Source organism: Pseudescherichia sp. (genome assembly GCF_031987975.1).
Taxonomy (GTDB): Bacteria; Pseudomonadota; Gammaproteobacteria; order Enterobacterales; family Enterobacteriaceae; genus Pseudescherichia.
In genome coordinates this window covers 131,368-147,101 of the sequence record NZ_DALZYX010000010.1, presented here as the reverse complement: position 1 = coordinate 147,101, position 15,734 = coordinate 131,368, and the positions used below count along the sequence as shown (strand labels likewise).

At 58.8% G+C, this 15,734-nt stretch carries 11 protein-coding genes; 5 read left to right on the top strand and 6 right to left on the bottom strand.

All coding sequences use genetic code 11. From position 1 onward, the window contains the following. Positions 1-38: 38 nt before the first annotated feature. A complete protein-coding gene (locus tag RTN40_RS17910) occupies positions 39-617 on the bottom strand; it encodes an RpoE-regulated lipoprotein (protein WP_312229650.1) in 579 nt (192 codons plus the stop codon). A 33-nt stretch (positions 618-650) separates the two neighbouring features. Further along, positions 651-1,076: a GNAT family acetyltransferase gene (locus RTN40_RS17905; protein ID WP_312229649.1), complete on the bottom strand. Its 426-nt coding sequence runs from the start codon at positions 1,074-1,076 to the stop codon at positions 651-653. 209 nt (positions 1,077-1,285) lie between these two features. On the opposite strand from RTN40_RS17905, the gene amiA reads away from it, so the two are divergent. Both amiA and hemF read left to right on the top strand, forming a co-directional pair. Further along, on the top strand, positions 1,286-2,158 hold the full coding sequence (gene amiA, locus RTN40_RS17900; protein ID WP_312229648.1) for an N-acetylmuramoyl-L-alanine amidase AmiA: 873 nt from the start codon (positions 1,286-1,288) through the stop codon (positions 2,156-2,158). After that, positions 2,158-3,060, top strand: a complete 903-nt coding sequence (hemF, locus tag RTN40_RS17895; RefSeq protein WP_312229647.1) for an oxygen-dependent coproporphyrinogen oxidase — start codon at positions 2,158-2,160, stop codon at positions 3,058-3,060. Before amiA ends, hemF begins: the two co-directional genes overlap by 1 nt. Before the next feature lie 5 nt (positions 3,061-3,065). On the opposite strand, the gene maeB is transcribed toward hemF, so the two are convergent. Further along, positions 3,066-5,345 carry an NADP-dependent oxaloacetate-decarboxylating malate dehydrogenase gene (gene maeB / locus RTN40_RS17890; RefSeq protein WP_312229646.1) on the bottom strand — a complete coding sequence of 760 codons (2,280 nt, stop codon included), beginning with the start codon at positions 5,343-5,345 and terminating at the stop codon, positions 3,066-3,068. A 281-nt stretch (positions 5,346-5,626) separates the two neighbouring features. On the opposite strand from maeB, the gene tal reads away from it, so the two are divergent. After that, complete coding sequence (tal, locus tag RTN40_RS17885; RefSeq protein WP_312229645.1) at positions 5,627-6,577, top strand: transaldolase; 951 nt, start codon at positions 5,627-5,629, stop codon at positions 6,575-6,577. Positions 6,578-6,597: 20 nt separating this feature from the next. Next, positions 6,598-8,592, top strand: coding sequence for a transketolase (tkt, locus tag RTN40_RS17880; protein WP_312229644.1), 1,995 nt, complete (start codon positions 6,598-6,600; stop codon positions 8,590-8,592). On the opposite strand, the gene RTN40_RS17875 is transcribed toward tkt, so the two are convergent. From RTN40_RS17875 to aegA, 3 genes are all read right to left on the bottom strand, one after another. Continuing rightward, on the bottom strand, positions 8,582-9,619 hold the full coding sequence (locus RTN40_RS17875) for a DUF1176 domain-containing protein (RefSeq protein ID WP_312229643.1): 1,038 nt from the start codon (positions 9,617-9,619) through the stop codon (positions 8,582-8,584). The two genes, tkt and RTN40_RS17875, sit on opposite strands and share 11 nt — an antisense overlap. A 129-nt stretch (positions 9,620-9,748) precedes the next feature. Beyond that, positions 9,749-10,324: a GDP-mannose pyrophosphatase NudK gene (nudK, locus tag RTN40_RS17870; protein WP_312229642.1), complete on the bottom strand. Its 576-nt coding sequence runs from the start codon at positions 10,322-10,324 to the stop codon at positions 9,749-9,751. 33 nt (positions 10,325-10,357) lie between these two features. Next, the gene (aegA, locus tag RTN40_RS17865) at positions 10,358-12,340 is read right to left on the bottom strand and encodes a formate-dependent uric acid utilization protein AegA (RefSeq protein WP_312229641.1); all 1,983 of its coding nucleotides are present in this window, start codon (positions 12,338-12,340) and stop codon (positions 10,358-10,360) included. Between the two features lie 261 nt (positions 12,341-12,601). Here aegA and acrD point away from each other — a divergent pair, with 261 nt between their 5' ends. Continuing rightward, a complete protein-coding gene (gene acrD / locus RTN40_RS17860; RefSeq protein WP_312229640.1) occupies positions 12,602-15,718 on the top strand; it encodes a multidrug efflux RND transporter permease AcrD in 3,117 nt (1,038 codons plus the stop codon). Positions 15,719-15,734 lie beyond the last annotated feature (16 nt).

The window sequence follows — 15,734 nt, the reverse complement described above, 5'->3', positions numbered from 1 at the left end:
TACCCGTTTTTTCAGAGGACCAGGATTGTTCCGATCAATTAACGACGCCAAATAATTTTACTCAGGGTCCATTTTTTCAGCTCGTCATCCGGCGGCATTAAGCCTTCCGGGCCGTTCCAGCTGCCGGTAAAGACATAGCTAACGTGCTGGCTGCCCTGAGCCTTACACTCCACGCCGCCGCTGTCGTCGCCGGTGGCTTTGGTGCAGTTGCCGTAGGCCTTGTCATACAGTTCACTGAAGGGCATGCCGACCTTCGCGCCGGTATCGCTCTCAATACTGTCATCGAGCACGTCAATACGGCTGATTTTGCCATTTTCGCCGTTAATAATTAATGCGCCCTTATCGCCGTCCAGCGCCTCATAGAAGCGGACCACGTTACCGCCCTGGTCGGAGCGCATCCCGCTGCGCAGGCGGTAATCACCGTCCAGCGCGTCGGCTATAGACTCCTCGTCCAGCGCGGTATCCGCCGTCAGCGCCCCGACGCCTTCATCGGTGACTTCCGATGAGGAGCCGAACCAGCTCCAGGGGTTAGCCGCCGACCAGTTTACCGATCCGAGGGTTGAGCAGCCGGTCAGGGCCAGCGGCAGGACGCAGAGAAGCATACGCAGCGATTTCATGGCTTAAATCCTTTCGTTTTGGTTCACTAAAACTTAATACTCTTCGTCTTCAATCAGTCGTTTGCCCAGATTAATGACGTCGGCGTGCTCATAGCCGAGGCGCTCGTACATTCCCAGCACAAGATCGTTCTCTTCCCGCACCTGAATGTTGATCTTTGGGCAGCCACGGGCGATCAGCCTCTTCTCCAGGCGGTTAAGCAGCGCGTTGGCAATTCCCCGTCCCCGGAACTCCGGGTGCACCCCAAGGTAGTAGGCCGATCCGCGATGGCCATCGTAGCCCCCCATCACCGTGCCGACTACTTCGCCGCCGACCTCGGCCACCAGAAACAGGCTAACGTCATGATTCAGTTTGCGTTCGATGTCCATCTCCGGATCGTTCCAGGGACGCAGCAGGTCGCAACGCTCCCACAGAGTGATCACCTCTTCGAAGTCGGCCTGGCGAAAAACGCGTATCTCCATGGTATTTACCTGTCTTCTGGATCAAAAGGTTGATTATGGCGTGAAGTGCCAGTGAAGCCAATATGCGGCGAAATGGCAACGAAAAAATGGCATAATAATGGACTGTCACGTATTGAAATGAAAAATAAAGCAATTCAAAGCGAGACGTGTCGTAAGCTTGTAAGCGATACGCTATAACACCAGGGACGCAGGAATACATTTCGGGTCGTATGAGCACATTTAAACCATTAAAAGTACTTACATCGCGTCGTCAGGTTCTGAAAGCAGGTCTGGCGGCATTGACACTGACAGGCACGTCGCAGGCTATCGCCAAAGATGACGCATCGCTGAAGACCAGCAACGGGCATACCAAGCCGAAGGCCAAAAAGGCGGGATCCAGGCGCGTGGTAATGCTCGATCCTGGCCACGGCGGGATCGACACCGGCGCGATAGGCCATAACGGCTCGAAAGAGAAGCATGTGGTGCTGGCGATTGCCAAAAACGTCCGCGCCATCCTGCGCAGCAAGGGCATTGACGCGCGATTGACGCGAACCGGAGATACCTTTATTCCGCTCTACGACCGCGTCGAGATTGCCCACCAGCACGGGGCGGATCTCTTTATGTCAATCCATGCCGACGGCTTTACCAATCCGGATGCGGCAGGCGCGTCGGTCTTCGCCCTCTCTAACCGGGGAGCCAGTAGCGCGATGGCAAAATACCTCTCCGATCGCGAGAACGCCGCCGACGACCTGGCAGGCAAAAAAGCACGCGATAAGGATCACTATCTACAACAGGTGCTTTTTGACCTGGTGCAGACCGACACCATCAAGAACAGCCTGACCCTTGGCTCGCATATTCTTAAGCAGATCAAGCCGGTGCACCGCCTGCACAGCAAGCACACCGAGCAGGCTGCGTTTGTGGTGCTGAAGTCTCCCTCCGTGCCGTCGGTGCTGGTAGAGACCTCATTCATTACTAATCCCGCTGAAGAGCAGCTATTGGGGACTAAAGCATTTCGCCAGAAGATTGCCTCGGCCATTGCCTCCGGCGTGCTGAGCTACTTTAGCTGGTTCGATAATCACAAAGCGCACTCGAAGAAACGATAATGAGTAAACCTGACGCACACCTGGTGAAAGCCTTTTTCCTTCAGCTGCAGGATAGCATCTGCCAGCAGCTCTCTGCCATCGACGGCACCGCCTTCTTTGAAGATAACTGGCAGCGCGAGGCCGGCGGCGGCGGGCGCACCCGCGTTCTGCGCGACGGTGGCATCTTCGAGCAGGCGGGTGTCAACTTCTCTCACGTGCACGGCGATGCCCTGCCCGCCTCGGCGACCGCGCACCGCCCGGAGCTGGCCGGACGCAGCTTTGAAGCGATGGGCGTTTCGCTGGTGGTGCACCCGCATAACCCCTACGTGCCCACCAGCCATGCCAACGTGCGCTTTTTCATTGCCGAGAAGCCGGGTGCGGATCCGGTCTGGTGGTTTGGCGGCGGCTTCGACCTGACACCCTACTATGGCTTTAGCGAAGATGCCGTGCACTGGCACCGCACCGCACGCGATCTCTGTCAGCCGTTCGGCGAAGATGTCTATCCCCGCTATAAAAAGTGGTGTGACGACTACTTCTATCTGAAGCACCGCCAGGAGCAGCGCGGTATCGGCGGCATCTTCTTTGACGATCTCAACGCGCCGGATTTTGATCGCTGCTTCGCCTTTACCCAGGCGGTGGGCAAAGGCTTTACCCAGGCCTACCTGCCGATTGTCCAGCGACGGAAAGCGATGGCCTACGGCGATCGCGAGCGCAATTTTCAGCTCTATCGCCGGGGCCGCTACGTCGAGTTTAATCTGGTATGGGATCGCGGGACGCTGTTTGGTTTACAGACCGGCGGGCGCACGGAGTCGATTCTGATGTCGATGCCGCCGAAGGTGGCGTGGGAGTATAACTACCAGCCGCAGGAGGGCAGCCCGGAAGCTGCCCTCAGCGAGTTTATCAAAGTTAAAGAGTGGATCTAACGCCGCTATAACGGCTGCGTCTGCGCCTCTACTACCGCCAGCGCCACCATGTTGACGATGCGGCGGACGGAGGCGATAGGCGTCAGCACGTGTACTGGTTTTGCCACGCCCATCAGCACCGGCCCGACGGTAACGCCCTCCGAGCTGGAGACGCGAAGTAAGTTGTAACTAATCCGCGCCGCCTCGACGTTAGGCATAATCAGAATATTGGCCGACCCTTTCAGCGGGCTGTCCGGCATCCGGTCCTGGCGAATGCTCTCTACCAGCGCGGCGTCGCCGTGCATCTCTCCGTCAATCATCAGATGTGGATCGCGTTCGCGCACTCTCGCCAGCGTCTCGCGCATCTTGCACGCCGCCGGTGAGTTCGACGAGCCGAAGTTCGAGTGCGACAGCAGGGCCACCCGCGGCTCGATGCCGAACCGGCGCACGGTCTGGGCTGCCATCAGGGTAATGTCCGCCAGCTGCTCCGGGGTTGGATCGTCGTTGACGTAGGTGTCGGCGATAAAGGTGTTGCCGCTTGGCAGCAGCAGGGCATTCATTGCCCCTGCCGTCTGCACACCGTCGCGGTAGCCAAACAGCTGTTGAACCACGCTAAAGTGCTCATGATAGTCGCCGATGGTGCCACAGATCATCGCATCTGCCTCGCCGCGCTGCACCATGATCGCCCCAATCACCGTCGTGTTGCTGATCACCGCCCGCTGGGCCTGCTCCTGAGTAATGCCGCTGCGCTTCATGATGCTGTAGTACTCGCTCCAGTACTCTTTAAAACGCGGATCGGATTCGTTGTTGACGATCTCAAAGTCAACGCCGGGTCGGATCTGCAAGCCCAGCTTCTGGATGCGCATCTCGATTACGCTCGGACGCCCAACCAGGATCGGCTTCGCCAGTCCGAGGGTGATCAGCTCCTGGGTTGCATGCAGGACACGTGCCTCCTCCCCTTCCGCCAGCACTACCCGCTTCGGATCGTTGCGCGCCTGGGAGAAGACCGGCTTCATAAACAGGTTGGTTTTGTAGACAAACTCGGTGAGCTTATCAATATAGGCGGTAAAGTCGGCGATGGGTCGCGTTGCCACACCGGAGTCCATCGCCGCTTTGGCTACCGCCGGGGCGATCTTGACGATCAGGCGCGGATCGAAGGGTTTGGGGATCAGATATTCCGGGCCGAAGCTCAGATCCTGATCGCCATAGGCCGAGGCCACCACTTCGCTCTGCTCGGCGTGGGCCAGCTCGGCAATGGCGTGCACCGCCGCCAGCTTCATCTCTTCATTAATGGCGGTAGCGCCCACGTCGAGCGCGCCACGGAAGATGAACGGGAAGCAGAGCACGTTGTTGACCTGGTTAGGGTAGTCAGAGCGCCCGGTGCAGATGATGGCATCTGCACGCACCGCTTTTGCTACCGGGGGCAGGATCTCCGGCTCCGGGTTCGCCAGGGCGAGGATCAGCGGCTGGCGCGCCATCTGCTTCACCATCTCCTGGGTCAGGACGTTCGGCCCCGAGCAACCGAGGAAGATATCCGCATCCTGCATCACCTCCGCCAGGGTACGTTTGCCATTATCCTCTATGGCGTAGGCGGCCTTGGTTTCGGCCATTGGCGTCTCGCGGCCCTGATAGATGACCCCCTTCGAGTCGCACACCACGATATTATGCTTCTGCATCCCCAACGCCACCAGCAGGTTCATACAGGCGATGGCCGCCGCTCCCGCGCCGGAGACGACCATCCGCACGTCGGAGAGGTTCTTCTCTACCACACGCAGGCCGTTGAGAATGGCGGCGGTGCTAATGATCGCCGTACCGTGCTGGTCATCGTGAAACACCGGAATGTTCATCCGCTCGCGTAGCTTTGCTTCAATATAGAAGCACTCCGGCGCTTTGATATCTTCAAGGTTGATGCCACCGAAGGTCGGCTCCAGCGCCGCGACCACGTCGATAAACTTATCCGGATCCAGCTCATCGACCTCGATGTCAAAGACGTCGATGCCAGCGAATTTCTTAAACAGGACGCCCTTGCCCTCCATCACCGGCTTGCCCGCCAGCGCGCCAATATTGCCCAGCCCCAGCACCGCCGTGCCGTTAGAGACGACCGCCACCAGGTTGCCGCGCGCAGTGTACTTAAAGGCTGCCAGCGGATCTTTTTCAATCTCCAGACAGGGGGCGGCAACACCCGGGGAGTAGGCCAGCGCCAGGTCGCGCTGAGTAGTAAGCGGTTTTGTCGGGGAGACCTGAATCTTTCCGGGGACGGGGAACTCGTGAAAATCGAGGGCACTCTGTTTTAACTGGTCGTCCATTATGATGTTCCTTTCACGTATCGTTTGTAGGGTTGAAGCGTGATAGCGCTCCTGACGCGCCGCCTAGTATCGCCGCTGCGCGCGGCATAAACTTTGAACGCTGCCAAACTCTGACGACCCCACCGCAAAATTTGTTATCAATTTATATCAACGGTGTTATGCGCTTACGCCAGCAAACCAGTGCCGGTCTGCTATGCTTTTTTGTTATGCATGTTTCATCTTTCACAAAAGTGTGAATCAACACACTCACGTAAGCTTTTGCTTTTCAAGGAGTATCGTGTATGAACTACTTAGACGGCATCAAACAGTTCACCACCGTCGTGGCCGACAGCGGTGATATCGAATCCATTCGTCACTACCAACCGGAAGACGCAACCACTAACCCCTCCCTGCTGCTTAAAGCCGCAGCGCTGGAGCACTTCTCTCACCTGGTCGACGATGCGCTGGAGTATGGTAAAGCGCGCGGACAGACTCAGGAGCAGCAGGTTGCCGAAGCCAGCGACAAGCTGGCGGTGAATATCGGTGCGGAAATTCTGAAAAGCATTCCGGGTCGCGTCTCTACCGAAGTGGATGCTCGCCTCTCCTTTGATAAAGAGAAGAGCATCGCCAAGGCCCGCCGTATCGTACAGCTCTATGAGGAGCTGGGCATCGATAAGTCGCGCATTCTGATCAAGCTGGCCTCAACCTGGGAGGGGATCCGCGCCGCTGAAGAGCTGGAGAAAGAGGGCATCAAGTGTAACCTGACCCTGCTCTTCTCCTTTGCCCAGGCGCGGGCCTGCGCCGAAGCAGGTGTCTACCTGATCTCCCCGTTCGTGGGCCGTATCTATGACTGGTATCAGCAGCGCAAGCCGCAGGATCCCTACGTGGTGGAAGAGGATCCAGGCGTGAAATCGGTACGTAATATCTACGACTACTACAAACGCAACCGCTACGAAACCATCGTGATGGGGGCAAGCTTCCGCCGTATCGAACAGATTGTGGCCCTCGCCGGCTGCGACCGTCTGACTATCTCTCCGGCGCTGCTGCAGGAGCTGCAGGATAAAGAGGGCACCATTGAACGCAAGCTGGTGCCGACGTCACAAAGCTTCCCACGTCAGGAGCCGCTGACCGAAGCTGAATTCCGCTGGGAACATAACCAGGATCCGATGGCGGTAGAAAAACTCTCTGACGGTATCCGCCAGTTCGCCGTTGACCAGCGCAAACTTGAAGATCTGCTTGCCGCTAAACTTTAATTTTTGTCATGGAGTGAAATATGTCCCGTAAAGAGCTTGCCAATGCCATTCGCGCCCTGAGCATGGACGCGGTACAGAAAGCCAACTCCGGCCACCCTGGCGCACCGATGGGGATGGCCGATATCGCCGAAGTGCTGTGGAATGATTTCCTTAAGCACAATCCGACCGATCCAACGTGGTATGACCGCGATCGCTTTATTCTCTCCAACGGTCACGCCTCGATGCTGCTCTACAGCCTGCTGCACCTCTCCGGCTACGATCTGCCGATTGAGGAGCTGAAAAACTTCCGTCAGCTGCACTCGAAAACGCCAGGCCACCCGGAGATCGGTTATACGCCGGGCGTTGAGACGACTACCGGCCCGCTCGGCCAGGGGCTGGCTAACGCAGTGGGTCTGGCGATTGCCGAGCGTACCCTTGCGGCACAGTTTAACCAGCCGGGACATGAGATTGTCGATCACTTTACCTACACCTTTATGGGCGACGGCTGCCTGATGGAGGGGATCTCCCACGAGGTCTGCTCTTTGGCAGGCACGCTGGGGCTGGGCAAGCTCATCGGCTTCTACGATCACAACGGTATCTCCATTGACGGTGAAACCGAAGGGTGGTTTACCGACGATACCGCCAAACGTTTTGAAGCCTACCACTGGCACGTAGTGCATGAGATCGACGGTCACGATCCGGAGGCAATCAAAGCGGCAATTCTTGAAGCGCAGAGCGTGAAGGATAAGCCGTCGCTGATTATCTGCCGCACGGTGATTGGCTTTGGCTCACCGAACAAAGCGGGCAAAGAGGAGTCTCACGGCGCGGCGCTGGGGGAAGAGGAAGTCGCCCTGACCCGTCAGAAGCTGGGCTGGAAGCACCCGGCCTTTGAGGTTCCGAAAGAGATCTACCAGGCGTGGGATGGTCGCGAGCGCGGCGAAAAAGCCCAACAGTCGTGGAATGAGAAATTTGCCGCCTATGAGAAAGCGCACCCCGAGCTGGCGGCTGAGTTCTCTCGCCGGATGGGCGGTGGCCTGCCGGAGAACTGGGAGCAGCTAACCCAGGAGTACATTACTAAACTGCAGGCGGAGCCGGCGAAGATCGCCACCCGTAAAGCGTCACAAAACGCGCTTAATCAGTACGGTCCGGCGCTGCCGGAGCTGCTGGGCGGTTCAGCTGACCTTGCCCCGAGTAACCTGACCATCTGGTCCGGGTCTACCTCGCTGAAAGAGGACGCGGCCGGGAACTATATTCATTACGGCGTGCGTGAGTTCGGCATGACCGCCATTGCCAACGGCATCGCCCATCACGGCGGCTTCGTGCCCTATACTGCCACCTTCCTGATGTTTGTTGAGTACGCACGTAACGCGGCGCGGATGGCGGCGCTGATGAAGGCCCGCCAGATCATGGTCTACACCCATGACTCCATCGGCCTTGGGGAAGACGGCCCGACGCACCAGGCGGTTGAGCAGCTCGCCAGCCTGCGCCTGACGCCAAACTTCAGCACCTGGCGTCCCTGTGACCAGGTCGAAGCTGCTGTCGGCTGGAAGCTGGCGATTGAGCGCCACAACGGCCCAACCGCGCTGATCCTCTCCCGTCAGAACCTCACCCAGATGGAGCGTACCCCGGAGCAGGTGAAAGCCATCTCCCGCGGCGGCTATATCCTGAAGGACAGCGACGGCTTGCCGGATCTGATCCTCATCGCCACCGGCTCTGAGGTGGAGATCACCGTGAAGGCGGCGGAGCAGTTGAGCACTGAAGGTCACAAGGTGCGGGTGGTCTCTCTGCCATCGACGGATATCTTTGATGCCCAGGATGATGAGTACCGCGAGTCGGTGCTGCCGTCAGACGTTAACGCCCGCGTGGCCGTTGAGGCTGGCATTGCCGACTACTGGTACAAATATGTCGGCCTGAAAGGGGCCATTGTCGGGATGACCGGCTACGGTGAATCCGCCCCGGCCGACAAGCTGTTCCCGTTCTTTGGCTTTACCGTTGAGAATGTGGTCGCCAAAGCGAAAAAGGTGCTTAACGCGTGATCCACAGCGTGGGCCAGGCGTCTGGCCCATGCCAGTTATCGCAGCTTGGCTCTTCTGCATAGCGCACCAGACGAAAACGCTGGCCGTCAAAACGCCAGCGGGTCTGGATACCGCAATCCACCAGCCCGCGACCCTTGGCAAGCGTTGTCAATTCGCGGGTTTTCTGATCGAATCCGGCATTCATCAGCTCCATCTCATCGTTGCCGCTGCTCGGGATAAAGGGCAAACGCAGGCGTACCGGCTTGGCCACGTAGGGTTTGCTGCGCGATACCAGCCAGGCGAGATCCACCGTATTGTAAGCCCCCGCCTCGCAGCTGACGATCAGCAGCGCTTTATTGTCGGTTAAGGCAGTAACGCGAACCTCCCGGCGCATGGGATCCAGCGAGCATTGGCTGTTATTCATCCGCATGCTGCCATAGTCCAGCAGCGCCTCCATCTCCTCCCGGCTAAGCGGGGTCGGGGTCGGATTCACCACCGCTACGCCTTTCAGAGCCGGTGCGGGCGGTACGCTCAACGACGGGTTGCCACCCTTTTTAATCCACGCGGTTTCGCTGCCGACGCGCTTCTGCTGAGCATCAATGAACAGTAGCGCTGCCTTCAGGCCCACCAGGGAGATAGTGCCCTGCCCGTCCTTCAGGGTTATCGCCTGCGCATTCTGAATGATCTGTAAAAAGGCCGTGATGGTAGGCGCATGCTCGGTGATTAATCGCCACGGTGACATCGCCCAGTGCTGAGCCTCCAGCCGCAGCGGCATGCCATCGATCAGCAGGCGTGGCGCAACGGGCGGCTCTTTTGCCGACGGCGTCTGGCTGCCACCCAGTTCGATACGCAGCTGTGCATCCGTGCGCGCCCCCGCGCTGCGCGTCAGGGTCATGACTAATCCATGGTGCTCGCCGGTATTGCGTGCTACGCAGAAATTTTGGTTATTACAGGTGACCTGCCAGTCGGAAAAATTCTGCTGGGCAGGGGCCGCCCACGCAGACGAGGCGACAAACAGACTAAGCAGCAGCAAAACGCGATAACGCATGAACGGTACAACCCCAGAAGTAGAAGCATAGCGAGTAAACAGCGGTATCTTCGTCGTCCAGGGGTAGCTGACTCAATCGGATTTATCGGATAGATTTATTCTAAATGCATGTTATTAACCCGATTAATATCAAGACATTAGTCCGGAAGCCTGTAAATATTGCAGCAATATCACCGCCTTAGCGTCGCGTATCTCGCCGCTGGCTACTGCTTCCAGCGCCTGGGTGAAAGGCATCTCAAGTACTTCAATATCCTCATCTTCTACGCCGCCGCCGCCATTTGCCTTCAGACTGTCGCTGTATTCAGCAATAAAGAAGTGGACGATTTCGGTGACGCCGCCAGGGGACATATACAGCTCAAAGACCTTACGTACCTCACCCACCTGATACCCCGTCTCCTCAATGGCCTCTTTGCGTGCGCAGACTTCCGGCTCGTCGTTGTCCAGCAGACCGGCGCACGGCTCAATCAGCCGACCATCTTCGTTGCCATTGACCCAGGTGGCAATGCGGAACTGGCGGACCAGCACCACGCTGCGCTTTTCTCTGTTGTAGAGGAGAATGGTCGCCCCGTTGCCGCGATCGTACACCTCGCGGCGGTGGCGGATCACCTCCCCGTTGCGACGGGTCAGATCGTAGGTGATATTGCGTAACACAAAGTAATTGTCAGAGAGGATCTTATCTTTGATAACGTCTATTTTCAGCGACATACAGGCCCCAAAAGATGAATGCAAATACCTATCTTACGCCCTGAGGCCTGCCTTGTCGTGCTCTACCCCCATCCAGGCCAGCATCCCCTGCGCCGCGTGCCGCCCCTCCGCCATCGCTGTAACCACCAGATCCGCCCCGCGTACCGCGTCGCCTCCGGCGAAGATTTTCACATTGCTGGTCTGGGAGCGGTAGCGGCTCTCAACGCCGGCGGCGATGCGGCCCCAGCTATCCATCACCACGCCATGCTGCTCCAGCCAGGGCATTGCGTGAGGATTAAAACCAAAGGCCATGATCACCGCATCCGCAGGCATGACGAACTCACTGCCAGCGATAGGCACCGGACGGCGGCGACCGTTACTATCCGGCTCGCCCAGCGCAGTACGCTGCATCCGTACACCGCAGACGCTGCCGCTGTCGTCCAGCTCCAGCGTGAGCGGCTGGACGTTAAACTCAAATTCGGCTCCCTCTTCGCGGGCATTTTTAACCTCTTTCTTCGAGCCGGGCATATTGGCCTCGTCGCGACGGTAGGCGCAGGTCACCCGGCTCGCCCCGTGGCGTAGAGCGGTACGCACGCAGTCCATCGCCGTATCGCCGCCGCCCAGCACCACTACGTTCAGCCCCTCGGTATTAATGTACGGCGCGTCAGCGGTTTGCGGCAAAGACATCAAATGCTTTGTATTGGCGATTAAAAATGGCAGCGCATCGTAAACCCCCGGCGCATCCTCATTGGGCAGATTGGCTTTCATGGAGCGGTAGGTGCCAACGCCAACAAACACCGCGTCGTAGTCGTTGAGCAGGCTCTCCAGCGCCACGTCTTTGCCTACCTCACAGTTAAGCTCGAAACGGATCCCCATCCCGGAGAAGATTTCCCGACGGCGGGCGAGTAGAGATTTATCCAGCTTAAAGGCCGGGATCCCGAAGGTCAGCAGGCCGCCAATCTCTGGATGGCGATCGAATACCGTGGCGCTCACCCCGTGGCGAGCCAGCACGTCGGCGCAGGCTAGCCCGGCCGGGCCAGCCCCGACAATCGCCACCCGCTTATCAACCGGTGCAACCTGATGCAGATCGGGCCGCCAGCCCTGCGCCAGCGCCTGGTCAGAGATATAGCGCTCAATATTGCCGATGGTCACCGCGCCATAGTCGTCGCGCACCGTGCAGGCTCCCTCGCAGAGCCGATCCTGCGGGCAGACGCGGCCCGTTATTTCCGGCAGGCAGTTGGTCTGGTGCGATAGCTCAACTGCCGCCGCAATGTTTCCCGCCTTTACCTGTGCGATCCACTGCGGAATGTGGTTATGCAGCGGGCAGGTCCACTCACAAATGCTGTGCTCCCCGCACGTCAGGCAGCGCTGGGCCTCACGCTGCGCCTGGGCAGTGCGAAAAGGCAGGTAGATTTCAGCGAAATGGTGTTTGCGCGCCTCGGCCGCAAGTTTATCCGGCTCGCCGCGGGCGGGCGTGGCCTGCATCTGCACGATCTTACGCCGGTCGGGCAGTATAGGGGCCTCGCTGCGCCACGGCATCGCCTGCTGGCAGGCCGTACGCAGGCGGCGCGCTTTGACCTGAGCCGCCAGCGTTTCACTGGTTACCAGCCGCAGCGCATCGGCCGGACAGTTTTCTACGCAGGCAGGGCCGTCGGGGCGCGTCAGGCAGAGATCGCACTTGTGCGCCGTGGCGTTGAGCTGGCTCTCTCCTGTTGAGGTAACCAATACCTGCATGGTGCCAAAGGGGCAGGCCACGACGCAGGATTTACAGCCGATACACTTCTGCTGATCGACCTGAACACTGTCGCTGACCCGGCTAATTGCGCCGTTGGGGCAGCTCCGGGCGCAGGGGGCGGCCTCGCAGTGGTGGCAGGTTACCGCCCCGCTCTGCCGCTGATGCTTCACAACGGTGATGCGCGGATGAAACTGCGCGCTGCTCAATACATGCTGTTCACCGTTATGCGCCATCACGCAGGCGACTTCACAGGCACGACATCCTATACATTGCTGGCTATTCGCCATAACAAAACGATTCATGGCACCTTCTTGTCTGATCCAGTAAATCTTATGTTTCTCTGTTTACCGACGTCGTTAAAGAGAGGCAATGTCCATATGCCCAGGATGGTTATCTATCTTCTCCGTTCCTGTGCCAGATCAATTTATTTCCCCTGGGTCATCATGCGGCGTGATAATTTACACTTTCTCCTTTTTTTCTCCACGTTTAGTCAGGCGATTGCCGTTAAAGTGGGATAAAGCAATGTTGAGTTAGAAAGCACAATAAAAGAGGTCTCACTTCTGATGGCGAATTTCTTTATTGATCGCCCAATTTTCGCCTGGGTGTTAGCTATCATTTTGTGCCTCACCGGCACGCTGGCCATTCTTTCGCTGCCTGTCGAGCAGTATCCCGATCTGGCCCCGCCCAACGTGCGGATCACGGCCAACTATCCCGGCGCCTCCGCACAAACGCTGGAGAATACCGTTACCCAGGTCATTGAGCAAAACATGACCGGGCTGGATAACCTGATGTACATGTCCTCGCAAAGCAGCGCCACTGGACAGGCGACGGTGACCCTCAGCTTTACCGCGGGAACCGATCCTGACGAGGCGGTGCAGCAGGTGCAGAACCAGCTCCAGTCGGCGATGCGCAAGCTGCCCCAGGCGGTGCAGAACCAGGGCGTAACGGTACGTAAAACCGGCGATACCAATATCCTGACCATCGCCTTCGTCTCTACGGACGGCTCGATGGATAAGCAGGATATCGCCGACTATGTCGCAAGTAACATTCAGGATCCCCTCAGCCGGGTTAACGGCGTGGGCGACATCGACGCCTACGGCTCGCAGTATTCAATGCGTATTTGGCTCGATCCGGCCCGCCTGAACAGCGTTCAGCTGACGGCAAAGGATGTAACCGATGCTATTGAGGCGCAGAACGCGCAGATCGCCGTCGGCCAACTGGGCGGCACCCCGTCGGTGGACAAGCAGGCGCTGAACGCCACCATCAACGCCCAGTCACTGTTAGAAACCCCAGAGCAGTTTCGCAACATCACCCTGCGGGTTAACCAGGACGGCTCTGAGGTGCGCCTCGGTGACGTCGCGCAGGTGGAGATGGGCGCAGAGAAGTATGACTACCTGAGCCGCTTTAACGGCAAGGCGGCCTCCGGTCTCGGCGTCAAGCTGGCCTCCGGGGCTAACGAGATGGAGACGGCGAACCTGGTGCTCAACCGGCTCGACGAGCTGTCGCACTTCTTTCCTCACGGCCTGGAGTACAAGGTAGCCTACGAGACCACCTCCTTCGTTAAAGCCTCGATTATCGACGTAGTGAAAACCCTGCTGGAGGCCATCGCGCTGGTCTTCCTGGTGATGTACCTTTTTCTGCAAAACTTCCGCGCGACCCTTATCCCGACCATTGCCGTGCCGGTGGTGCTGCTCGGTACCTTCGCCGTACTCTACGCCTTTGGCTACAGCATCAATACCCTGACCATGTTCGCTATGGTGCTGGCCATTGGCCTGCTGGTGGATGACGCCATCGTGGTGGTGGAGAACGTCGAGCGCATCATGAGCGAGGAGGGGCTGTCCCCGCGCCAGGCCACGCGTAAATCGATGGGCCAGATCCAGGGCGCGCTGGTGGGTATCGCGATGGTGCTGTCGGCGGTGTTCGTGCCAATGGCCTTCTTTGGCGGCACTACCGGGGCGATCTATCGCCAGTTTTCGATCACCATCGTGGCAGCAATGGTGCTGTCGGTGCTGGTGGCGATGATCCTCACCCCGGCGCTCTGCGCGACCCTGCTCAAGCCGATAAACAAAGGGGAGCAGCACGGACAGACGGGCTTTTTCGGCTGGTTTAACCGGATGTTTAACCGCAGCGCGGCGCGCTACGAGTCCGGCGTCGCCAAAATTCTCCACCGCAGCCTGCGCTGGATGCTGATCTACGCCCTGCTACTCGGCGGCATGGTGTTTCTCTTCCTGCGCCTGCCGACCTCGTTTCTGCCGCAGGAGGATCGCGGCATGTTCACCACCTCGGTGCAGCTCCCCAGCGGCGCGACCCAGCAGCAGACGCTGAAGGTGGTAGAGAAGGTAGAAGCATACTTCTCGACCCACGAGAAAGATAACGTCATGTCGGTCTTCGCCACCATCGGCTCCGGGCCGGGCGGCAACGGCCAGAACGTGGCGCGTATGTTTGTCCGCCTGAAGGATTGGGACGAGCGCGACCCCAAAACCGGTAGCTCGTTTGCCATTATCGATCGTGCTACGAAGGCGTTTCGCGATATCAACGAGGCGCGGGTTTTTGCCAGCAGCCCACCGGCTATCAGCGGCCTCGGCAGCTCCGCCGGGTTTGATATGGAGCTACAGGATCACGCCGGAGCCGGACATGACGCGCTGATGGCTGCTCGCGACAAGCTGCTGGAGCTGGCCGGGCGCGATCCGTCCCTCGCCCGCGTACGTCACAACGGCCTCGATGACAGCCCGCAGTTACAGATCGATATCGATCAGCATAAGGCCCAGGCGCTCGGCGTCTCTATCGATGATATCAACGACACGCTGCAAACCGCCTGGGGCTCCAGCTACGTGAATGACTTTATGGATCGCGGACGCGTGAAGAAGGTCTACGTCCAGGCGGCGGCGAAGTACCGCATGCTGCCGGATGACATTAACCTGTGGTACGTGCGTAACAGCGCTGGGAGCATGGTGCCCTTCTCTGCCTTTGCCACTTCCCGCTGGGAGACCGGCTCTCCGCGCCTGGAGCGCTACAACGGCTACTCCGCCGTAGAGATTGTCGGTGAGGCTGGGACCGGGGTCAGTACCGGTACCGCCATGGACATTATGGAGAAGCTGGTGAGCCAGCTGCCCGGTAGCTTTGGCCTTGAGTGGACCGCTATGTCCTACCAGGAGCGGCTCTCCGGCGCGCAGGCTCCGGCGCTGTATGCTATCTCGCTGCTGGTGGTCTTCCTCTGCCTGGCGGCACTCTATGAGAGCTGGTCGGTACCCTTCTCGGTGATGCTGGTGGTACCGCTCGGGGTGATCGGCGCCCTGCTGGCGACCTGGATGCGCGGCCTGGAGAATGACGTCTACTTCCAGGTGGGGCTGCTCACCGTCATTGGGCTATCGGCGAAAAACGCCATTCTTATCGTCGAGTTTGCCAACGAGATGAACGCTAAAGGCCAGGATCTGCTCTCGGCGACGCTACACGCTTGTCACCAGCGCCTGCGGCCGATCCTGATGACCTCGCTGGCGTTTATCTTTGGTGTCCTGCCGATGGCCACCAGCAGCGGCGCTGGCTCCGGTAGCCAACACGCGGTGGGAACCGGGGTAATGGGCGGGATGATCTCCGCTACCGTGCTGGCGATCTTCTTTGTGCCGCTTTTCTTCGTGCTGGTGCGTCAGCGCTTCCCGCTCAAAGAGCGTCAGGAAGATTGAACAACAAAAAAGGCGG